Raw genomic sequence first — 23,228 nt, 5'->3', positions numbered from 1 at the left:
GGTTGCCAAGCACCACAGAGGTCGCCAAGGGCGGGCGCATACCCAAGGAGGCGTTCTACCGGAACCTGGCGCTGCCCGCCAAGGTGAAGGAATCCTTCGTCACCGACGTGGAGGGGTTCCGCATGGCGAACACGGTGAAGGCGTCGACGGCGAACCTCGCCGAAGGGCCGAACGTCAAGGAGATCGCCGTGCTGCGGGTCGGCCTGAAGGGCGACGGCGTCGATCCCGCCGTTTTGGACGAGATCGCGAAAGCGAACCCGCGCAAGATCGTCTTCGCTTGCATACGACCCGACGGCACGGCAAGGCTTTCCGCAAGGATCGGAGGCAAAATCGTCTCGACCCCCGACTGGAAGCCCGAAAGCGAATGGCAGCTTCGGCTCGAAGGCGCCAACCTGGACGAAACCTGGGAAGCTATTCAGTCGCAGATCGCCTTCGGCGACGTCGGCAGCGCATCGACCAGCGTTGCGGAAAGACTGGCGCGCCAGGCCAAGGTAGAATCGCTCCACGCGAAGATCGAAGCGACGGATAGGAAATGCCGCAAGGAAAAACAGCTCGCGAAGAAGAACAGACTGTTCGCCGAACTCAAAGGATTGAAAGAAGAGCTGCGCGCTCTTGAACAGGAGGAGTAACGCACATGGAGAAGATAGACACCGCCACGCCCGATTTGACTATGGAGAACGAGGCCAAGCTGCTGGATTTGTTCCCCCAGGTTGCAACTGAAGTGATAGGCAAAGACGGCGAGGTTTCGCGCTCCGTCGACTTCGACGCGCTGCGCGAGCTTCTAGGCGATGTGGCCGAAGGCCAGCGCGAGCGCTACCAGTTCACCTGGCCCGGCAAGCGCGCTGCGAAGGAAGAGGCGCGCAAGCCTATCAACAAGACGCTGCGTCCCTGCCCCGAGAAGAGCGTCGACTGGGACACAACGGAAAACCTCTACATCGAAGGCGACAACCTTGAAGCACTGAAACTTCTGCGAGAGACCTACGCCGGCAAGGTGAAGCTCATCTACATCGATCCACCCTACAACACGGGCCATGATTTCGTCTACGACGACGACTTCGCTATGACGAACAGTGAATACATAGCGGAAAGCGGCGAATACGACGAAGAAGGCGGACGCCTGGTCGCCAACACCGAAAGCAATGGACGTTTTCATAGCGACTGGTGTTCAATGATGTACCCAAGGCTTGTGCTTGCCAGGGATTTCCTAAGCAACGATGGCGTTATCTTCATTTCGATTGACGACAATGAGCAAGAGAATCTAAGAAAGATGTGTGACGAGGTTTTCGGTGAAGACAATTTCGTTGCTCAGCTTATTTGGGAGCGAGCCTATTCGCCTAAAAACGATGCGAAATACGTCTCCAACAGTCATGACTATGTCGTCTGCTACACAAAACAAATTGAGAACTTTCAAATAGGACGTCTTCCGCGATCCGCAGAAGCCAATGCAAGGTACAAGAACCCCGACAACGATCCGCGTGGCCCCTGGATGTCGGATAATATGACTGTTAAAACCTATAGTCCTTCAACTGATTACCCAATTGAAACGCCCTCTGGGCGAATTGTAGAGCCTCCAGCAGGGCGCTGCTGGAGCCTCTCGCGAAACGCGTTTCGCGAGAGGCTCCAGGACAACAGAATATGGTTTGGATCAGACGGGTCTGGCGTACCTCGAATCAAAAGATTCCTGAGCGAGGTCGAAGGAAGAGGGATGGCACCGACTTCAATTCTCTTCTACAAAGAAGTCGGACATAGCCAGGAAGGTGCAAAAGAAGTTATAGGCTTGTTTGATGACAAGGGATATTTTGACGGCCCAAAGCCGACGCGTTTACTACGTCGCATCATAACCCTAGCCAATTTAAAAGAGGGCGACATTGTTCTCGATTTCTTTTCGGGATCAGCTTCCACGGCACATGCGTTGTTTGCCCAGGAAACCGAGAAAGACACTGGCTATCATTTCATCTTGGTTCAAGTTCCTGAAGAAACGGACCCAAAACGCGAAGCATCAAAAGATGGCTATTCCACCATCTGCGAAATTGGCGAGGAGCGTATCCGCCGAGCAGGTGCAGAAATCAAGACCGAGATCGAAGAAGCAAACAAACAGCCGAAAATCGGAGAGGAGCCGAAGAAGGTGCCCGACGTCGGCTTCCGCGTGCTGCGCATCGACTCGTCTAACTTCAACGACGTGAGCGCCGCTCCCGACCAGTACGAACAGACCTCCATCGACCTGTTCGTCGACAATCTGAAACCCAACCGCTCCGATTTGGACATCCTGTTCCAGGTGCTGCCGAAGTTCCGCATTCCGCTTTCCGCGAAGATCGAGGAGTTGGACATCGACGGCAAGACGGTGTTCGACGTGAACGACAGCCAGCTGGTGGCATGCTTCAGCAGCCAGATAGACAACAGGACCATCGAGCGCATCGCACAGATGCGGCCGCTCTACGCCGTGTTCCGCGACGCGTGCCTTGCAGACGACGCCATCGCGGCGAACCTGGAGGAGCTGTTCAAGACGTTCAGTCCCGACACCGTGAGGCGCGTGATCTAGATGCAGCTCAAGTTCAAGAACCAGCGCTACCAGGAAGACGCCTCGCGCGCCGTCGCCGACGTGTTCGCGGGCCAGCCCAACCAGGCGCCCGCCGTGTACCTGCGCGACCTTGGCACGGCCGCCAGCAGCAAGGGCATGGAATCTATGTTCGAAAACGCCGACCTCGAATTGTCCGACGGCTACGGCAACGCTGCCGTGAAGCTCTCGGCCGCAGAGCTGCTGTCCAACGTCCAGGCCGTCCAGCGCGCCAACAATATAACGCCCTCGGCAAGCCTCGCCCCCGGCCAGGGCGCCGTGAACCTAGACGTCGAGATGGAGACCGGCACCGGCAAGACCTACGTGTACACGAAGACGATGTTCGAGCTCAACCGCCGCTACGGTTGGACGAAGTTCATCGTCGTGGTGCCCAGCGTGGCCATCCGAGAGGGCGTTATGAAGTCGATGCAAGGAACAGAGCAGCACTTCTTCGAGCAGTACGGCAAGAAGATCGACTACTTCATTTACAACTCAAAGCAGCTCAACGAGCTGGACCGATACTCGCAGTCCAGCGACATCAACTGCATGATCATCAACATGCAGGCTTTCAACACGTCCATGAAGGAGGGCGGCAACTCCAAAGAGGCCCGCATCATCTTCGACGAGCGCGACGAGTTCCAAAGCCGAAGGCCCATCGACGTCATAGCCGCGAACCGCCCCATCGTCATCATGGACGAGCCCCAGAAGATGGGAGGCAAGGCCACACAGGCGGGCGTGGCGCGCTTCAACCCGCTGTTCGTGCTGAACTACTCAGCCACGCACAAGGACAAGCACGACGCCGTGTACGTGCTCGACGCCTTGGATGCCTTCAACCAGCGCCTGGTGAAGAGAATCGAGGTCAAAGGCTTCGAGCTGAAGAACATGCGCGGCACCGACGGCTACCTGTACTTGAAGGACATCGTGGTTTCGCGCGACACCGCCCCCGTCGCCGTAATCGAGCACAAGGTCGTGGGCGCCAACGGGTCGATCAAGAAGGTCACGGGCCCTTTCAACGTGGAGGACGACATCTACGAGGCCACCGGAGCCACGCACATGGAGGCGTACAACGGCTTCGTCGTGTCGGAGATCGTGCCCGACATGGAGGGGCAGCTGGGCTACGTGCGCTTCCTCAACGGCGTAGAGCTCAAACGCGGCACCGTGTACGGCGACAGCGCCGGCGAGGACATGCGCCGCATCCAGATCCGCGAGACCATCAAAAGCCACCTGGAAAAAGAGGAGGCCCTGTTTCACCGCGGCATCAAGTGCCTCTCTCTATTCTTCATCGACGAGGTGGCCAAGTACCGCGACCTTTCCGGCAACGGCGAGCTCGTGGGCTACGCGAAGGTCTTCGAGGAGGAATACACTGCTTGCGTAAATGAGTTCCTGAACATGCATTTCGAAGACGAATACACGGCTTACCTGCGCAGCATCTCAGCGCACGCCACGCACGACGGCTACTTCTCCATCGACAAGAAGGGGCATGCCGTCGAATGCAAGTCCGAAACGAAGAAGGAACTCGAAAACGGCCTCGGCATCGGCGGCGACGATGCCGAGCGCGGCTACGACCTTATCCTGAAGGACAAGGAGCGCCTGCTCTCGTTCGACGAGCCTGTGCGCTTCATCTTCAGCCATTCCGCGTTGCGCGAGGGCTGGGACAACCCCAATGTGTTCCAGATCTGCACGCTGAAAACCAGCGGGTCGGAGACCGGCAAGCGCCAGGAGGTCGGCCGCGGCCTTCGCCTGTGCGTCGATCAGAACGGCGACAGGCAGGATCTGGCCACGCTCGGCGAGCAGGACGTGCACCGCGTGAACACGCTCACCGTTATAGCGTCGGAGAGCTACTCGTCGTTCGTGGGCGACCTGCAGAAGGACATCGCCTCGAAGCTGCGCGAACGCCCCGTTCGCGTGGACAACGCCCTGTTCACGGGCAAGACGGTGCCATCGAACGACGGCGAGGACGGCCCGAAGATGACCTTCACCGACGACGATGCCAGGAAGATCCACTACGCTTTGGTGAAATGCGACCTGCTTGACGCCGACGACAAGCCAACCCGGAAGTTCATCGAGGAAGGGCTTGGCGAAGGCTTCGGGTCGCAGCTGCCCGAACAGCTCTCGGAATACACCTACTCCATAGAGCGGCTGGTGAGAAGCGTCTACGACCCCCATGCCTTGGACGGCATGTTCGCGGACGGCAACCAGAAGAAAGTCACCGAGAACCGCCTGAACGACAACTTCTTCAAAGCCGAGTTCCAGGCGCTGTGGAATCAGATAAACGGCAAGCACGCCTACACCGTGTCCTTCAAGGATGAGGACCTGCGCGCAGCCGCCATCGAAAAGCTCAACAGCGACCTAAACGTCAGCAAGCTCTCGTACACGCTCACGCGCGGCGTGCAGCACGATGCGACCAAGCGCGACCTGGACGCCAAGGAAGCGTTCGGCCAGGTCAAAAAAACAAGCCACGACCTTGAGGTGAAGGCACGGGTGGAGGTTCCCTACGATTTGGTGGGCGAAGTGGCGCAGGCCGCGTCGGTCACGCGCCGCACGGCAGCGGCGATATTAAAGGGCATCCGCCCCGACAAGTTCGACCTGTTCAAGGAGAACCCCGAGGAGTTTATCGCCAAGGCCGGGCGCATCATCAAGGGCGCCAAAGCGGCCATGATCGCTGACCACGTGGAGTATCACGAGATCGACGGCACCTATGACAGCGAGATATTCAGCGAGCGCATGCCGCAAGACGTCAGCCGCGCCCTGGAAACCGCCAAGAACGTGCAGGACTACGTGTTCCCCGACTCGAGGGGCGAACGCGAGTTCGCCGAGGAGCTGGAGGCGCACAGCGAGGTCGTCGTCTACGCGAAGTTGCCCAGGTCCTTCAAGATACCGACGCCGGTGGGCAACTACGCACCCGACTGGGCCATTGCCTTCAAGGAGGGGGCGGTGAGGCACGTCTACTTCGTGGCGGAGACCAAGGGTGCGGTCGAGGAGCTCGACCTGCGCGGCGTCGAGAACGCGAAGATATCCTGCGCACGCAAGCTATTCAACAAGATAAACGACAGCGACGTGCGCTACGACAGCGTCGACAGCTATGAGAAAATGCTGCAGATTATCGGCGGGTTGGAATAAGGCAGACCCCCATTCAAGAAAAGCAACAGTATGGCCAGGGGTGAGGACATTGCACATTAAAGAGGTAAGAATAGCCGGATTTAAGAGATTTTCTAATTTGCAAGTTAATCTCACCCCTGGCATCAACATCATCGTCGGAGATAACGACTCTGGAAAATCAACGCTTCTCGAGGCGATTGTCGCTGCGGTAAACGGACAGTATCGAGGCGCGCCCCTTGCTAGGAACCTTTCTGAGGACCTGTTCAACGCCGAGCTTGTTTCCGATTATTTGGACAAAATCGACTCCCATGAGAACTGCGAACCACCAGAAATTCTTATCGAGATCGTCTTCGGCGGCGACGAGGACACCGTTGCACTCTATCGAGGCGATTGCAACTCGAAGGGGGCAAACGAATCGGGAATATCACTTAAGATCTCATTGGATATAGACTCGTTTGCGGAAGAATACCGAGAGTTTATTGAATCGGGCGAATGCTACGGGATTCCAATCGAGTACTACGCTTGCTCCTGGTCGACATTCGCAAGAAAAAACATTCGCCCCGCCGGAATCAAATTCGGCGCATCTCTGATTGGCAGCGGAAATGCCTCTGGATGGTCAAATTCGCGGGCGATGGTATCAAGGATAGCCCGAGGGGTCTTAGACCCCCGTGATCAAATCGCAATATACCAAGTCCACAGACGAATACGAAACGAATTCTCTACCGATGAAGCCATTTCCTCGATCAACGAAAAAATCAGCAGGGAGACAAATAGTTTGACGAGGAAATCTGTGAAATTCGGATTCGAAGCCGGCACTGTCAATTCGTGGGAAAACGGAATAGTCACAACGCTCGAGGACATCCCGTTCTCTAATGTCGGGGATGGCACGAAAAGCATCGTGAGTACCGAGCTAGCATTATCGAAAAGCAAGGACCGAAAAAGGGATGTGATCTTACTCGAAGAGCCAGAGAATCATCTCTCGCACACGAAACTCAACATGCTTCTCGACGATGTCAAGAGGCGATGTGATGACATCCAACTCGTAATCACTACCCATAGCAGCTTCGTTGCAAACAAAATGGAACTGCGCAATCTCATTCTCCTTAATGGAGACTATTCAACCACCCTCTCGTCCCTTCATGAAGACACCTCTCGCTTCTTCATGAAGGCACCTGGATATAAGACACTGCGGGTCTTGCTTTGCAACGTTGCCATTTTGGTCGAGGGCGATGCCGATGAACTCGTGATTCAACGTGCATACATGGATACCCACGACGGAAGGCTCCCGATCCAAGATGGGATAGATGTGATATCGGTCGGAACCAGCTTCCTGCGCTTCATGGAGATAGCCGCCTTGATAGGCAAGCCCGTCGTTTCCGTTACTGACAACGACGGGGATATCGAATCCTTAGAGAAAAAGTACGAGGATTTCCCCTTCATCACTTCCGTTGAAACGGAAGACCTCCAAACCGTATCCTATCCAGAACGACTTCTTCCCGAGGGAAACAAGGAAAAAGTAAACTACAACACGCTTGAATCCGAGATATACAGCTCCGCCGGCTATGGAGCCCTGGGGAGAATCTTGGATAAAATTACCTCCGACCGAGATAAATCCCTTAACTACATGGAGAACCATAAAACGGATGTCGCTCTGGCGATATTCGACTCTAATGAGAAAATCGAATATCCCGAATACATCATACGAGCCATAGAATGGGCTTCTCGCAAAGCCAGGTCGGACAACGATGCCTAGGATGTATCTAGCCGCCGCGGGCTCCGGAAAAACGACGTTTCTTCTAAATATGGCCGCCGAAAGCAGCCATAGGTTCCTATACACAACCTTTACCGATGAAAACGCCGACGTCGCCAAAGCCATGCTCGTTCAGAAACATGGATGCATCCCACCGAACGTAACCATTCTTCCTTGGTTCAGCTTTTTATTGGAGCATGGAGTTCGTCCGTTTCAAGGCGCCGCGGGATTCGGGTCCGTCGAGTTCGTCGGCGTCGACCTATCTGAACGCGTCAAGAATTACAACAAAAGGCCTACTCTCGGATATTACTGCAATTCTTCAAATTCCGTTTACCCTTCCAAGCTGCCTGAGCTTGCGCTGCACTGCGATAATTGCAGTAACGGAGCCGTTATGGCGAGATTGAACAGCTTGTTTGATTTCATCCTAATCGACGAGGCGCAAGATTTAGCTGGCTACGATTTCGATTTTGTAGAGAGGTTACTTAACTCGGGAATCGACGTCCGCATATGCGGCGATGAACGACAATCAACCTACAGAACTAATCGGAGCAGAAAACATAGGAACAAATCTCTCGAACAATTTCTCGTCGAAAACAACCTGGTTGCCAAATGCCCGATAGATCGGGATTCATTGAACGACAGCCACCGTTGCTGCAAGGCAATTATCGAGTTCGCCAATAGGCTTTACCCTGACCTCCAACAAACGAGGTCGATCGCAAGGATTGAAGACAGCGTCCATTCCGGAGTCTGGATCGTTCCCGAATCGCTCGTTCAAGAATACGCGGACAGGTTCAATCCGATAGTGCTTAGGGATAAGTCAACCACTAAAACGATATCTGGGCAAATTGCAATCAACTTTGGGAAATCAAAGGGTCGAACTTACAACGATGTCTTGATTTATCCCGTGAATCCAGTGCTGAAATGGCTTTCCAACTCTAGCAAAGAGCTTGCTGATCAGACTAGGTCGAGGTTCTACGTTGCCGTCACGAGGGCTCGATGTAGTGCTGGAATAGTCGTCCCAGACAAGGAAGTGGGCAGGCTGAAAGTGCATTATCAAATCTGGGAACCATAATCGGCGGATTCGAAGCAATTACCAGCCTATCGATTCGGCGCCGCATACACGACGGTGCGGGAATTGGCGATCTGGTAGGAACACGTCGTAAAAGCAAGCATCTTGCCCAGTCAATCATATTCAGAACTTGGCTTATCGAATCAAAGTTAGGCGCAGGGCCAGTATATTTAACAATGCTTTCAATAAACCTTATGGATATCGCTCATAAAGATGGATTCGATGAGCTAGTTTCCTGCATTTCAGAATGGCTTATCTGGGATCCAAAGGAAGCTGGTCACGACTAGCACCGCATCACCGCATGCGGCTTGCAGTCTTATTTTGCTTTCATGATTTGAAACCCCCAATGATGTTAAGTTGATTATCCATACTGGTATTTCGCTGTGACCCACCGTGACCCACGAAAGCGCCCTGCCCACCCCGAAATACCGTGACCCAGATTTGACCCCATGGATTCGCGGCAATTTTTGAGACTGAGTGTAAATAGGAAAAACTGGAGCAAACTGCGGCAAACTGAAACAAACTGGAGATAGTTTTCAACTATTGAGTAGGAGTAAAAGCTGATACAATATCGTATCAATATGTGAACTACAACACCCCTTGAGAATGACCTGCGCAAGGGGTGTTTTTATGCCAAATTGCGTAAGTTTGCATACAGATGCGTAGCAGCGTGACCTATAACAACTAGGTCAAAATGAAGTAACTTCGCAAGTGGCTAGCAGGTGGATTTATCAATATCCACCTGCAATTTTTGCGGAATCGGGAAAACCCGCCAAGAGTAACGGTTGATACGGGTTCGTATCACTACCTGCGGTAAAACGCCACCTGAGGTGATGCGGACCCGCTAGCCACCTGCAACCAGAGAACTGATACGGTAACGTATCAATATTTCTAAAGAAGAATTTCGCCGTTTGGGTCACAGATGGGCCACGACATAAAAACGGCCTCTGACGAGGCCGTTTGCAGTTCTATCGAGGCGACGAACACCTATGAGATGCTGCGGATCGCACCTTACAGCCACAGCACGGACTCTCTCCCTCCAGCCCCTCGTAACTCAAAATCGCAATCAGCGGCTATCTCCGCCGTCAGAAGTGGGCTGCGAACCCGCGGCGGCCTGTGCAGCCTCATCGGCCAATTTGTCACGATGCGCGTTGATGAAGTAGAACACGACGCAGGTTCCCACCATGCAGATGTTCAGACAGTAGAAAATCAAGGTGTACGACAGCGTGTCGTCCACAAGCTTCGCGATGATGCCAAAGATATAGCCGATGAAGCAAACCAGCAAGAACCAGAGGCTGACGCCCTTCGATGTCTTGCCACGGACCGCTTTGACGATGTTCATAGGCCACGAGATGCCAAAGCAGATCAAGAAGAGCATCTCGAAGAAGCGCGTGTCGAACAGTTCCATTTTTCCTCCTCAATATACATGCGGACGTGGAGTTCCTTTTCATGCGATCAACTCCAGACCCGCCTCTCTAAAACAGAAAAGCCGTCGCTACTCGACAATCGCCGTAGCGGCAAGGTGCTTGTTAGCTGCAAAGCGCATCACGGCGATGCTCAATGCCTCGAGCTGCGCCGGATCCTGGCTAAGCTCCTCAAGCAGCTCCTTCTCATGACCGGGTGCCATACTTTCGATCATCTCCATGACGTCTTCCTCGCTCGGCTCGATGCCGTAATGGCGAGCCCACGCATCGAGGGCAAGACCCTGGTTGACCATGTCGCTTGCCTGCAGGGCCGTCATACGCTCGTACTGCTCGAGAGAGATCTTCTGATCGACGAGCATTGCAGAAAGAGTCGTCCCCTGCGCCTCGGCCTGCGCTTGAGCCTGGGTGCGGATACCCAGTGCGGCTTGCTCGTAGATCGCGGGGTCGATATCACCGCAAACGCGCATTGCAAGCTCCATCGCCGCCATCGCGCGCTTGTAGCCCTCGAGCTGCTCCGCCTCTGCGCTCGGCGCATCAGCCAAGCTTATCTTGACAGGCTCGTAAGAACTAAGGGATGCATTGGGAATGTTGGCTTGAACCTGAGCGCTGTTCTTTGTTTCCATCATCGATTCCTCTCTCTGACGGGGCAAACCCCCAATCAGGCATTGCCTTCCTCCGCCTTTACTGTATGCGTTCAGAGAGACCAATAGGATTCTCGAACAGGCATCTGCTCATCGTCCTTTTTCATCTTCGCATCTATTCTTCAACCGCTTCTCAACTAATGACAACCTGAATTTCAACTGTTAGGCGGATTTCATAGACTGTCAATGACCTCAATATGTAGAGCATCGCTGAGTCGGGGTGAGGGCCCCGACATTGTGAAGAGAAGCCTAGGAGAGAGGAACTCACAATGAGCGAGAAGGTTTCCATGTTGGGTGTCCCCAACAACACGGTCGATGAGAACGGCATCCGCTGGCGCAGGACCCGTTGCTTCATGTGCCACATGAACTGCGGTGTCTGGTGCGGTGTCGACACCAAGACCGGCCGCCTGGTAGAGATGCGCCCTAACGAAGAGGAGGGCTCCGTTCTCTGCAACCGCCTCGGTAACAAGGGCGAAAAAGCAATCAAGTTCCACTACCATCCCAAGCGCATCAACCACTGCATGAAGCGCGTTGGCGAGAAGGGCGAGGACAAGTGGGAGGAGATTTCCTGGGAACAGGCGATCGACGAGATTTCCACCAAGCTCATGGCACTTAAGGAGAAGTACGGCGCCAAGACCCTGTTCTCCTCCGAGGGCACGTACCGCTCCGATCACCTGTGGGCACGCACGCGCTTCTTCAATCTCTTTGGCAACCCCGGCAACGTTGTTGACCCTGGCACTATCTGCTGGTGCTGGAACTACTCTCTGAACATGGCCATGGTTGGTTGGCCCGTCGAGGCAATCATGCCCGTCTCCCCCTCTTATACCGGCACAATCGTCAACTGGGGCAAGCGCTGGTCTGAAGCCTACGCTCCCGAGGGTCCGCTGTGGCGCACCATGCGCGGCCGCATCGAAGTCAACCAGGACAACCCCGCCCAATACATCAACATCGATACCACCTGCATCGACGGCTCCGCAACTGCAGACATCTGGCTGCAGCCCTATCCCGGCACTGACTGCGCAATCTCCTTCGCATGGCTCAACGTCATCTTCGAGGAGAAGCTGTGGGATGACAAGTTCGTTCGCTACTGGTCCAACGCCCCCTTCCTGGTCCGCAAGGACACTGGCAAGCTTGTGCGCCTCGACGAGTTCAACGGCGGCAAGCACGAGGATTTCCTTGCAATCAACGAGATTAGCGGCCAGCCTGTGACCTGGTGCTCCGACGAGAACCGCTACTACGAGGATTGCGAGGTCACCCCGGCCCTGCAGGGCACCTTCAAGATCAAGATGGCCGACGGCTCCGAGGTCGAGTGCTGGACTGCCTTCGACGCCATCGAGGACCGTTTCAAGGATTGGACGCCCGAGCGCGCCTCCAAGATCTCCAACGTCCCCGCTCGTAAGATCCGCGAGGCAGCACGCCTGTACGCAACCAACGGTCCTGCATTCATCGGCTGGGGCCTGGGCGGCGGCGACCAGCACGGCATCAACGCATCCCAGTTTGGCATTGCCAAGACCATGGCACGCATCCTCACCGGCAACATCGACAACCCCGGCGGCGAGTACGTCGGTCAGCCGGCTGACCCGGACGACAAGGAGAAGCTGTTCCCCGTCCGCGACTCCGAGCTCGAGCTTTCAGATCTCCTCACCCCCGAGATTCAGAAGGACTACATCGGCAACGAGCGGTTCCGCGTCATGTCCTGGCATGGCTTCAAGGCGATCGACAAGTGCTACCGCAAGATGTTCGGCCTGAACCGCCCGATGTTGCACCAGATGCTGTGCAGCCCGTCCCTGATGTGGAAGGCAATTCTGGAGAAGGACCCCTACCCCGTCACCGCCTGCATCTGCTGGTCCTCCAACCCGCTGGCCTGGGCGCCGAACACCAAGCGCGTCTACAAGGCCCTCAAGGCCCTCGAGCTCCTCGTCGTCGTCGATTACTGGAAGACCCCGACTGCGGCCCTCGCCGACTACATTATTCCCGCAGCCGACTGGATGGAGCGCCCCTGCTGCACCACCTCTGAGGACTCCAACGACTTCATCGTTACCGGAGACCGCGGCGTCGAGCCCCTCTACGACCGCCACATGGACTTCGACTTCTTCAGGGCGCTCGGCATCGCATGCGGCCAGAAGGAGTACTGGCCCTGGGAGACCTACGAGGACCTCATCGAATACCGCCTCGAGCGCGTGCCCGACATGAATCGCGAGAAGGCGACCAACCTCGGCAACTACTTCCCCTACGGCACGGACTTCTACAAGTACGCGAAGCCCCTTGCCAACGGTCAGCTGCGCGGCTTCGCAACTCCCTCCCGCAAGGCCGAGATCTTCTCCTCCGTCCTCGAGGAGCTCGGCTATGATCCCATTCCCGTCTACACCGAGCCCGAGACTCCGCTGGGCAACCCCGAGCTGGCCAAGGAGTACCCGCTGCGCCTGACCACCTCCGGCCGCATCAGCCCGTTGTACCACTCCGAGATGCGCACGCCCGGTCACGGTACTCGCTCGGTCGTCCCCTGGCCAATGACTTGGATGCACATCAACGATGCTCGTAAGCTGCACATTCGCGAGGGGGACTGGATCTGGATCGAGACGCGCATGGGACGCATCCGCCAGAAGGCTCATGTGGGCTGGGACGTCCCCGAGGGCATGGTTCAGGTTCCGCCTTCATGGTGGTACCCGGAGCTTCCCGCCGAGGAGCCGTGGAGCCAAGGCGTGTTCGATTGCGCTGCAAATGTGCTCATCGACGACGACCCCGAGCTCGCCGACAAGATGACCGCAACTTGGAACGCACGCGGCCTGCTGTGCAAGGTCTACCCCTGCATCGACCCGGCCGATCAGTCTGACGAGAACGTGCCCATCGAGTACTACGACAACCCCGATGCCGAGACCGTCTGGGACCGTGCCTACAAGGAGATCGGCTGCTGGGAGCTCAACGGCAAGTAAGATCCCAACGTTGTAATTGCCAACCTTATCGATTTTCTTTTCCTAGATAAGGCGGCAGAAATCCCGCAAGCAGGAGGGGCAGTTGCAGCTGCCCCTCCTCTTTTGCGTTTCAAACTTTTCTCGACTAGCACAGATGGAGGCACCCATGGTCTATGGTCCGCCAGCGGGCTTTGTGAGAAACAAGCCCTCTGTTTACATCGACAGGGACTACTGTATCGGCTGCATGAAGTGCGTGCGCCTTTGCCCGCAAAAGCACGTACTCGAACCCGCCCGCGACGAGCACGGCCCTTACTCGCACGTCACAGGCGACATGCTTTGCGCCGGATGCGGACTGTGCCTGCAGAACTGCCCCACCCATGCTGTCCGAATCAAGCTGACGTTGCGAGAATAACTTCTCAAGAAACTTGAAAACAAGACTAGCGGAACATGTGTTCGTGATATGATTCTCGCCAAAGCCGCGCTGGAGCTACAGCATGTCTGGTAGCCGCAGATAGGCCGGTCTGCCGAGCATTGGCATAGTGCAACCGACGACAAGTCGTCTAGCCAGCACAAAGAAGGTTCCACACAAGGAGGGGCAATGGAGAGCACTGCAGGTCATCTCACAGCAAACAACATCCCCATTGTTGCCAAATCCATGCCACCGGCGCAGCGTCTCTGGGGCAAGCCAAGAGAGCGTATTATGCACCTGCTCGACCGCTCTCGACGCCAACGCCTCACGTTCCTCAACGCTCCTGCAGGCTATGGCAAGACAACCGCTCTCGCAGACTGGTTCTACAGCCTCACAAATGCTGGAGAAAAAGCAGCATGGTTCGCCATCGACCGCCGCGATCGCGACTCGAAGTGCTTCTGGCTCAACTTCCACTATGCAATCTGCACAGCCCTGGGTATCGATTTCGTGAAAAGTCTCGGTGCGGTCCAATCCATGGCAAGAAACGAAGCCATCCTCACAATGGCCAACGAGATGAGTCTCAGTGCACGCAAGTGCGGCGGCTTGTTCATCGTTATAGAAGGGCTTGACGTCATCTACGGCTTCGAGACGCTCGAAGAGCTCCTGACGCTCATGTTGGCGCTCTCTGGAAACGTCCATATCATCCTGTCGTCACGTGTCGCCTTCACCAAGCACAGCTTCCCCGGCTTTACCATCCCAGACGTCGCGCTCAATATCGACTACAGCATGCTTGCGCTTACAAAACAAGAGATGCTCGAATACCTTCTTGACGCCGGAGTCGAGCAAGTGGAGGAGCCGGACTTGAATCTTCTCCATGATAAAACGCAAGGCTGGCCAGCCGGCACGGCTATCGTCATGGACAGCGTCGATGCGGGTGTGTCATTCAAAGAGGCTGTCGCCAATTTGTCGGGTACCGATCCCCGCCTCAACGAATTCTTCGAGTTCGAGGTCTTCTCTGGTTTGTCCCAAGAAGAGAAGGACTTCCTCCTCAAGACGGCATCTCTTGGCATGATCTCCACCAGGGTCGCTGGCTACACGCTTGGGGATGTCGATGTCGACACCGTGATCAGCAGCCTGCACAGGCGCAACGCGTTCTTCTTCCCCATCGACACAAATTCAGGCGAATATGAGCTCCATCCCCTGTTCTCGCAGTGGGTCATGAAGAAAGCCCAAATCCTCTCCTCGCACGAGCAGCGCCTGCTAAACGCCCGCGCTTCGCGCTGGTGCCTCAGGAATGGACTGGCAACCGCTGCCGCCAAGCATAAGATTCTCGCAAGCGAGCGCGAGGACATCTTCAACCTCGTACGCGTCGCCTACCCAAACATGACTACGGCAGAGCTCATGAGTATAACCATGTTCCGTCGTAATATCGATATCAAGGAACTCAGCCCTTGTTTTTACCTACTGGCGGCATGGGCCTATGCCTACAGCGCGCAGCTCGACGAGCTCGACTTCTGGCTCAAACCCCTGCACGAGCTTCGCGATGAGCTCGTCGACGAGAGGTTGCGCTTATCGCTCGAGGTCATTAAGGTCAAAGAGCTCTGCCTCGCCAGCAAGTTCGACGACGGCATCGAGAAAGCCCACCAAATGGAGAGCCGCCTTGCAGGCAAGGACTTCATCCCGCTCAAGGTCATACTCGCCAATTGCCGTTCGGAAGCCCTCGACCAGCAGGGCAAAATCCAGGAGGGTCTCGAGCGCCACCTGGAATTCGCCTCGTTGACAAGCGACGGGTCTTTCCCCTTCCTCTCGTCAATCAACAGTTACTCGATGGCGTTCTCGTACTTCGAGCAAGGAAACCTCAAGCACGCCGCTCAAATGTGCCGTCAAATTCAAACGAGCTATGCACCGGACTACGTGACCTGCGGTGCCGCATGCTCGCTTGAGGCCTTGATCGATGTTTTGAGCAACAACAACATGGAGCGCGAGCAACGCCTCGCAAAGGCGACCTCGCTCATTTCCAAGCGCAGCAACGTCGATATGTTCCTAGATTGGTGTACTGCCCGAGCCTGGACCTATGTCTCTGCTGGAGACATAGACAAGGCAGACGCCATCCTTAGAGAGAGCATGAGCTTGGTCAAGATGTCATTGAGCTTTATTCCCCGCATGGCTGCTGTACAACCCTTCCAAAACCACGCGATGCTCATGTTGCTCGAAGGGCGTGTGCAAGAGGCACTCGCCTCATATAGGGAGTTCGACATGCTGGGTCTTGCGATGACAGCGCAGTCCCGTCTCGTGCGCGAGTTCGTAGAGCTTTCCATCGTCGACGAGGAAGAAAGGGAGAAGCGCCTGCTCGCCCTACTCGAAATCGCTGACAGTCATGAATACAACCTCATTGCACAGCTTCTCATGTTGGAGGTCGCCCTTATCTACTTCGAGCGCGGACAACGCACACGTGCGGTGCGAGAAATCGACCTATGCGTCAGCCGTGCACAGGAAAACGACATCGTCGCTATATTTGGCTGGAAAGCCCGCCAGGTGCGCTCTCTGCTGATGGTCTATCTCACCACCGCCAAGCCCAACTACAAGAATCGTCACTTTGCACAGTCGTTGCTTAGGCAAGATTTCATGCAATTGGGAGAAGGCGAAGAAGACCAGCTGAGTCAAGCTGTGGAACTCACAAGCAAGGAGCTCGAAGTGATCAAGCTCGCGCTTTCTGGCATGGACCGCAAGGAGATTTCCCAGGAGCTCTGCATAAGCGAGAGTACCGTGAAGTCACATCTCTCACACATGTACCACAAGTTTGGCGTGAAGCGCTACAGCGAGCTTGTAGCACTTGCAGCGGAACTCGGCATCTCATAGAAAGCAAGCATCTATGCAAGAATCCAACCGAGCGCACTTCATACAACATTAGCAATCTGGATTTTCGCTAGAAAAAGATTGAGAGAGCGCACCCCCTTACCCTTTTGTATTGCCGAGGCCTAAGCTTTATCCGTACAGCCTACTAGCAGCGCGGACTGCGGTGGTGGGCGAGCCTGGCGGGGAAAGCGGAATGAGGTCGGTGATTATGGGGCAGGGTCGGATGTTGCGATAAGGTTGCATCCTCCCGTTACGACGACATCCCGAATTGGGCTCCCTTAGGGCCGCTCCGAAGCGCCTGGCCACCTCATTTCTTCCTCGCTTGGAGCAATGAGGCAAGCCTGGAGCCGGCAGTGCCCCCTTACGCTCCCTTACGCGTCTTCGCCGCCTTCGATCTCGCGAACGCCCAGCTCGCGCAAGTAGGGTCGCCCCTCTCGGTCCTCGAAAACGTTGATGCTCTCTGCAAAAACCACCTTGGGGCACGCCTTGCGCGCCTCCCCCAGGCGGTCGAGCGGAATGGCAATCGAAGGCACGTTCGCATCCCAATCCTGTGGCACTCGGCATGCTCGCGCCCACGCACGAACCGCCTTCGCATCCTTGTCGAAAGCCTTTGCGCACTTCAGGAGCTTGCCTCCCTCATCAAGAGAAAGCCAGGGATATGCGGCCTGCAAATCGGCATCCTCCAGAAACGCCTTGTTTTGCTGGAAGATCTGCCCCGTGTTTTTGTTGTCCGAGCTACAATAATGCACCCCAAGCTCAAGCTGTTGCTCGTCGGCGTACTCGAGCAGCGCCAGTGCCTCGGCCTCGCTGCCCGCAACGGGGACGCCGCCGCCGTACCAATAATCGTACAAGTAATTGAACGGGTGCTTGCGCAGCTCGAAACCGCGCGCGCGGAACTCTTCCGCGTTGCAGAGGGGGAAACAGAACTCGAGCAGGTTGATTCCCCGCACGCCCATCGCGTCGAGGCGCGTGAGAAGCGGCTTCATCGAGGCGAGCGTGCCGGGAATCACCGGCATCTCAACCATGACGTGCGGCAACGAGGACACGGCAGCCGCCATACGCTCGAACACGGGCGCATCGGCCCTCGCAACGTCTTCGGGCTTCACGCTGAATCGGATCTCATCGAGCCCCGCCTGCGCGAGTTGCTCCAGACACACGTCGTCAAGCAGATCGCCACACGTGTATAAGCGCACGTGAGCGGCGGGATACAGCTCGCGCGCCCGTTCGATGAAGGCCACGACCTGCTCCTTGTGCAGCAAAGGCTCGCCACCCGTGATAGCAAGGCAGTCGAATTGAGCGCCCGCATCGTGTGCGGCGTTGAGCTCGGATACGATATCGCGGCGGTGGGAAAGGAAATACTCGTAGTGATCCTGGTTGGGATTGAAGCAGAAGTAGCAATGGCGCGTGCAACGCAGGTCAATGAAAAACGTTGCCGTGCGCTCGCCGGTGCGGCACGCCAAGCACGCAGGCGATACCCACCCGCGCCACAGGGAGCCGCCCCCATTCTCGCAATGGCAGCCGCAGGCGCGGGCCACCTGTGCGCGACGCTCTCGGGAACAGGATTCCGAAGCCTCGAAGGGAACGCCGAAAGCGGCGACCGCTTCCTCATAATCGCGTTCCACCTGGTTAAATGCTTTCGCGTATTCCCGAACGTCCATCGCAATCCCTATTCGCCAATATGTCCCATCAGCCAGTCGAGCTGCACACTATCGACATGGGCAACCATGACGATGCTCTGGGCAAATGCGGCATACAGTCCGCGCGCGTCCTGTTCGATTACTTTTTGAGCGAACGCGTTGACCCACGTGAGCACATGCGCTTCCAAAAACGCCTTGGAATTCTGCAGCGCCTTCCGACATTCGGAATCGCGCCCGTCGGCATACGCCTCGTACGCGCGAGACCCCATGCAGCTCAGATATCCCAGCATAGCCGCAATGTGGTCATCGGGGAACTGCTTTTCAGCTTGAAGTTTCAAACCGGCGGCATGATACGCCGCGCGAACATCGAGCGTGCTGCACTGGAACAGCGTCTGCTCGGTGCCCACGTACGGCGACTCCCACATATGAACGTAGCAGTCCCCGGGAATCTGGAAGAGCTTCGCGTAGTCGCCCTCCATCTCAGACGCAAGCGCCAGCACGGCATCCGAAGGCAGGTCCCCGCGCTCGTCATAGCACGCCAGAACCTCCCTCGCACAATCGTCGAGCGAGCGGTCCATCTTAGCAAGAACGCACCCGCCGTCAACGGACAGGTCCCCATCAGAGATCACGGCAGCCTCGCAGGCGAACATCTCGCGAGCCTGCGCACCGAAGAGCTTCGCGACGAAGTCGGGCGAGCAGTTACCGCCGAAGACCGCATGAAGCAGATCGTAGAGGTACGCGCGGCGGGCAAGATCCATACCGATGCGGCTTTCGAGTTGTTGATCAGGCATAACGCCGCTCCTTTCAAGGGAAGGCCGTCCCTTCTCGCCGCAGCGAGAACACGGGCAGCCAACTGTTCCAGTGAATACTACACGACAAGAAAACGCCGCGCCACAAGCGAGATGCGGCGCGGCGGAAAACGAAACCCTGGTTCTACCAGGTCAGCTCGACAGCAGAGCTATCGAACGCAAGATCTTTGGTCTTGACGAGGAGGTTCGGCTGGGTCAGATCGGGGCTCGGGAGCACCACGATGGTGCCCTTGTCCAGATCGTTGCCATACTTCTTGCGAAGCTCGTCAACATCGCCAGCGTCAAGCGCGCGGTTCGGGCAACCCGCAACGCAAGCGGGCTGGCCGCCGTCAGCGCGCAGGCCGTAGCAGCCGTCGCACTTGCCGGAAACTCCCTTCTCGGGGAAGTACTGCGGATGGCCGTACGGGCAGCTCATCACGCACATACGGCAACCGATGCACTTGTTCTGGTCCTGAACGACAGTGCCATCTTCAGCCTTGCTGATCGCGCCCGTCGGGCAGTTGGCCAAGCAGATCGGGTTCTCGCAATGGTTGCAGCTGCCAGAGTAGCTGTACGACTTAACGTTGGGGAACGTGCCGACCGTGTAGCTCTTCACATTGCGATACAGGGTTCCGACCTCAAGACGATTCTTGTCTTTGCACGCCACTTGGCACGCGCGGCAGCCGATGCAACGCGTCATATCAAAGTAAAAACCAAAAGCCATGATTCCCTCCTTAGCCAAGATTCAGGATGCGTGCATCGGTGTAGCAGTCGTCTTCCAATGCAGGGCCATCGTATTTCTCGAAATTGCAGTTATTGTTGTTGTAGCTGGTCACGCCGCAGCCGGAAATGTTGTTGCCGGTGAGGTAGTTGTCGGCGCCGCCCTCGTCGATGCCGGTCTTCTCGTTCAGGCGAACCCAAGAACCGTGCGGAATGCCGACTTCGCCGGGCATGAGGTTCTCCATGCAGCACGCCTTGCGCAGCACTTCGCCGTACTTCGTCCAGACGCGCACGGTATCGCCAGCCTCGATCCCCTTCTCCTTCGCGTCGGAGGCGTTCAGGAACACGGGGTTCGCCCAAGCCTCGCGCAGCCAGGGGCAGTTGTCGAACACGGAGTGCGAACGGCGGAAGTAGTGCGGGTTGAACAGCAGGTACGGGTACTCGCCCTTCTCGCCACCGATCTTGCCGTCCTTGAAGGTGGTCTCGTAGCCCGTGCCGGGAACGAGGTACTCGGGGTACGGCGCGTAGGTGTGGTCGCACAGGCCGATGCTGTTGAACAGGTCTGCCTTCGCCTGGCAAGTGATCTCGAACTTGCCGCTCTTGGTCTTGAGCGGATTTTTCTCAGGGTCCTGAATGAACGAGGCGTAACCCAGGAACGAAGAGTACTTGTCGTCCTTCTTGCGCTCCACCTGGTAGCCGCCGTTGGAGACGAACTCATTGAGGCCCACGCGGCCGGTCTGGGTCTTGCCCTCGACGCCCCACTCCTTGAGGTCGGCCTCGGTGACGGTGACGAGCGGCACATACTTGCCGGAGTCGTCGTCCGCGATGACCGTGGTGCCCGCGATGCTGTTGAAGAACGCCTGCTTCGGGCTGATCGGGTACACCATCTTCGGGTCCACGCCGATGGCCTCCATGATCAGGGAGTTAATCTCGACGTCGGTCTTCGCTTCGAACAGCGGCTCGGTGACCTGCGAGAAGCAGAACAGGAACTCGCGGTTGGAAGCGGAAAGGCCGCCGGGAACTTCCCACTGGGTGGTGACGGGCAACACGATGTCGGAATACATCGCCTGCGTGGTCATGAACTGGGCCTTTGCCAGAACGAAATCCATCTTGCGATGCGCCTCGATGCCGCGCTTCATGTTCGGGCCGGTCTGCAGGTAGGCGTTCTCGTCATGGATAATGCAGTGGATGTCGCACGTGCGATCCTCGCCAGCCTGTGAGCCCTTGCCGGAGTACCAGTCGCCGACCATGCGATACTTGCCAGTCAGGCACGCTTCCCACACCTGGGGGCCGGGGATGACGCCGTCGATCTCGTTCTTCTGGCTCGGATAACCCGAGCTGCCACCCTTCACCAGGGCGGGGCCGCCGTTACCAGCGTTTGCATGGTAGTTGTTCGCGGTGCAGTTGCCGGGCTTGCCCATGTGGCCGCCCATAGCGCCAAGCGTCATGAACAACTGCGGAACGTTCTCGCACGCATCGCAACGAGCGGCGGCGAAGTTGTGAAGCAGCCACACGTTCTTCTTCTTGCCGATCTCGCGAGCGAACCACGTGATCTTCTCAACGGGAACGCCGCAGATGGTAGACGCCCACTCGGCGTCGTGCTTCACGCCGTCGTACTTGCCTTCCAGATAGTCGGCGAAGTTGACGTCTTCCTTCAGATCTTCAGGCTTGTGATCGGCGTCGAAACCGACGGTGTACTTGTCCAAAAACTCCCAGTCGACGATATCGCCCTCGGCCTTGTCCAGGCGGATCATCTCGGAAGCGACGCCCAGCAAGAACGCCGTATCGGTGCCGGTGCGGATGGGAATCCACTCGGCGTCGAGCATTTGGGCGGATGCCGTGTAGATCGGGTCGACGGTGATGAACTTGACGCCCGCTTCCTTCGCGCGGATGTAGTGGTAGCTCGGCGTACCGGCGGCAGACCACGCAGGATTGGACGCGTAGAACACGATGGTGTCGGCGTTCAGCATGTCGGTACGATCGTTGCACACGCCCGCGTCGGTGCGGGGAATGCCGATGGTGTCGGCGGTATTCAAAAGATAGGCACCATGGGAAGTGGTGTCGGCGGTGCTGGTGTGCCCGCCCCATGCCAGAAGCGGCGCGAACGCGAGGCGCGAGCCGTAGCTTCCTAGCAGAAACGCCTGGTTGCCGTACTTCTCCTTGATGGTCTTGAACTGATCGCCAATGTAGCTAATGGCCTCATCCCAGCTGATGCGCTCCCATTCGTCTTTGCCGCGCATCTCGCCGTTCGGGTTCTCCGGAGACCAGGTCTTGCGCTTGATGGGATACTTCAGGCGATCGGCGCCGAAGCACTGCTGCTGCTGCGCCTTGCCGCGCACACAACCGCGCTGCTGCGGGTAATCGAAAGAGTCTTCGTGCGTGTCGTCGGTCTTCTGGCGAATCACGGCACCATCTTTGACCATGACCTTGTTCATGCAACGGCCGCCGCAGTTATGCCAGCACGCCGCAGGAATCCACTCGCCGCCCTTTGCGGGATCGACGGGCAAACCCATCTCCTCGGTCGTCTCGAGGCTCGACTCCGCAGAGCAGCCGGTCGCAGCAAGACCCGCAACGCCCGCCATAACAGCAGCAGATGCCCCCAAGAAACCACGACGGGAAATATTATTCGTACCCACTGTCAGTTTCCCCCTTCAGATTTCTACATCGCGCACGTTGCATAGAACGCGTAGCGGGCAATGGCAACGCCAATCACCAGCAATGCGCACATGGCAATCGCAAGCATTTTCTTGTTCTCGAGTTTGGAAGCCGCAAGCGCAAGCGCAGCGGAAGCGACGGGCGCAACCACCAAGCCGACAGCCTGCGTGACGGGGTTTGCGCCCTGACCGCCAAATGCAGCAACCTCAAGCGCCAAACCAATAGCGAGCGCAGCGTCAACGATGAGCAACGCATAAAGAGCCGGCTTCTTGGTGACGTCAACCGACCCGAGCACGGCGCACAGACCGAGACCCATAGCCAAATCTCCTGCGAAAAACGAGAGCACCGTTGCTGGAGCATTGCTCCACACGGCATTGCCATACACGTCCACATACGCGGTGGCCATAAGCACCATGCACACCACAGCAGCGACGGCAGCAACGACGCGCAACGCAAACGGGCTGTTTTTCTTAGCAAGCGTGATGATAAGGTCGACAATCACAAGCGCGAAGAAAATGCCTGAAGCCGCAACCTCTTTGACCATTCCAGAACCAAAGTTCACCGTGCCAGCGCTGACCGAAGCGAGCGCACGCGGAATGCTCTGGACATGCGTCGAGGCAGCTATCATGCCAACCGCAAACAAGACCACGATCACCAAGGGAACGAGCCACGGGCGCTCACCCGTGCGCGTGCGCTGGAAGCAGGTTTCAAACG

General features: G+C 56.9%; 15 protein-coding genes. 8 read left to right on the top strand and 7 right to left on the bottom strand.

Annotated features, from left to right (window positions below):
• Window positions 1-2 precede the first annotated feature (2 nt).
• From ACMRQN_RS06545 to ACMRQN_RS06525, 5 genes are read left to right on the top strand one after another with little or no spacing between them, the layout of a single operon-like run.
• The gene (locus tag ACMRQN_RS06545) at window positions 3-629 is read left to right on the top strand and encodes a DUF4391 domain-containing protein (protein ID WP_418734314.1); all 627 of its coding nucleotides are present in this window, start codon (window positions 3-5) and stop codon (window positions 627-629) included.
• Window positions 630-634: 5 nt separating this feature from the next.
• Complete coding sequence (locus ACMRQN_RS06540; protein WP_418734313.1) at window positions 635-2,539, top strand: site-specific DNA-methyltransferase; 1,905 nt, start codon at window positions 635-637, stop codon at window positions 2,537-2,539.
• Entirely contained in the window at window positions 2,540-5,674 is a 3,135-nt protein-coding gene (locus tag ACMRQN_RS06535; protein ID WP_418734312.1) for a type III restriction-modification system endonuclease, read from the top strand.
• A 49-nt stretch (window positions 5,675-5,723) separates the two neighbouring features.
• Window positions 5,724-7,406 (top strand): ATP-dependent nuclease, encoded by a 1,683-nt coding sequence (locus tag ACMRQN_RS06530; protein ID WP_418734311.1) that lies wholly within the window; start codon window positions 5,724-5,726, stop codon window positions 7,404-7,406.
• Window position 7,407: 1 nt separating this feature from the next.
• Window positions 7,408-8,475, top strand: coding sequence for a UvrD-helicase domain-containing protein (locus tag ACMRQN_RS06525; protein WP_418734310.1), 1,068 nt, complete (start codon window positions 7,408-7,410; stop codon window positions 8,473-8,475).
• Window positions 8,476-9,538: 1,063 nt separating this feature from the next.
• Here the strand turns inward: ACMRQN_RS06525 and ACMRQN_RS06520 are convergent.
• Together ACMRQN_RS06520 and ACMRQN_RS06515 are read right to left on the bottom strand one after the other, a co-directional pair.
• Window positions 9,539-9,880 carry a hypothetical protein gene (locus tag ACMRQN_RS06520; RefSeq protein ID WP_418734309.1) on the bottom strand — a complete coding sequence of 114 codons (342 nt, stop codon included), beginning with the start codon at window positions 9,878-9,880 and terminating at the stop codon, window positions 9,539-9,541.
• An 87-nt stretch (window positions 9,881-9,967) separates the two neighbouring features.
• Complete coding sequence (locus ACMRQN_RS06515; protein ID WP_417051893.1) at window positions 9,968-10,522, bottom strand: hypothetical protein; 555 nt, start codon at window positions 10,520-10,522, stop codon at window positions 9,968-9,970.
• 284 nt (window positions 10,523-10,806) lie between these two features.
• Here ACMRQN_RS06515 and ACMRQN_RS06510 point away from each other — a divergent pair, with 284 nt between their 5' ends.
• The 3 genes from ACMRQN_RS06510 (at window position 10,807) to ACMRQN_RS06500 (ending at window position 16,717) form a co-directional block, all read left to right on the top strand.
• Window positions 10,807-13,470 carry a molybdopterin-containing oxidoreductase family protein gene (locus ACMRQN_RS06510; protein ID WP_418734308.1) on the top strand — a complete coding sequence of 888 codons (2,664 nt, stop codon included), beginning with the start codon at window positions 10,807-10,809 and terminating at the stop codon, window positions 13,468-13,470.
• A gap of 145 nt (window positions 13,471-13,615) precedes the next feature.
• A complete protein-coding gene (locus tag ACMRQN_RS06505) occupies window positions 13,616-13,861 on the top strand; it encodes a 4Fe-4S dicluster domain-containing protein (RefSeq protein WP_418734307.1) in 246 nt (81 codons plus the stop codon).
• Window positions 13,862-14,047: 186 nt separating this feature from the next.
• Window positions 14,048-16,717: a LuxR C-terminal-related transcriptional regulator gene (locus ACMRQN_RS06500; protein ID WP_418734306.1), complete on the top strand. Its 2,670-nt coding sequence runs from the start codon at window positions 14,048-14,050 to the stop codon at window positions 16,715-16,717.
• Window positions 16,718-17,085: 368 nt separating this feature from the next.
• Here ACMRQN_RS06500 and ACMRQN_RS06495 read toward each other — a convergent pair whose 3' ends face one another.
• From ACMRQN_RS06495 to ACMRQN_RS06475, 5 genes are all read right to left on the bottom strand, one after another.
• Entirely contained in the window at window positions 17,086-18,372 is a 1,287-nt protein-coding gene (locus ACMRQN_RS06495; RefSeq protein ID WP_418734305.1) for a radical SAM protein, read from the bottom strand.
• 8 nt (window positions 18,373-18,380) lie between these two features.
• Window positions 18,381-19,142, bottom strand: coding sequence for a TorD/DmsD family molecular chaperone (locus tag ACMRQN_RS06490; protein WP_418734304.1), 762 nt, complete (start codon window positions 19,140-19,142; stop codon window positions 18,381-18,383).
• Window positions 19,143-19,284: 142 nt separating this feature from the next.
• Entirely contained in the window at window positions 19,285-19,863 is a 579-nt protein-coding gene (locus ACMRQN_RS06485) for a 4Fe-4S dicluster domain-containing protein (protein WP_297149668.1), read from the bottom strand.
• 10 nt (window positions 19,864-19,873) lie between these two features.
• Window positions 19,874-22,495 carry a molybdopterin-dependent oxidoreductase gene (locus ACMRQN_RS06480; protein WP_418734303.1) on the bottom strand — a complete coding sequence of 874 codons (2,622 nt, stop codon included), beginning with the start codon at window positions 22,493-22,495 and terminating at the stop codon, window positions 19,874-19,876.
• A gap of 23 nt (window positions 22,496-22,518) precedes the next feature.
• A partial coding sequence (locus ACMRQN_RS06475) for a DmsC/YnfH family molybdoenzyme membrane anchor subunit (RefSeq protein WP_418734302.1) occupies window positions 22,519-23,228 on the bottom strand: 710 nt, incomplete at its 5' end.

The organism is Ellagibacter sp., from assembly GCF_048412355.1.
In the GTDB taxonomy this organism is placed as follows: Bacteria; Actinomycetota; Coriobacteriia; order Coriobacteriales; family Eggerthellaceae; genus Ellagibacter.
Note: the sequence above shows the minus strand (reverse complement) of the source record. Positions and strands in the feature narration are given on the sequence as shown.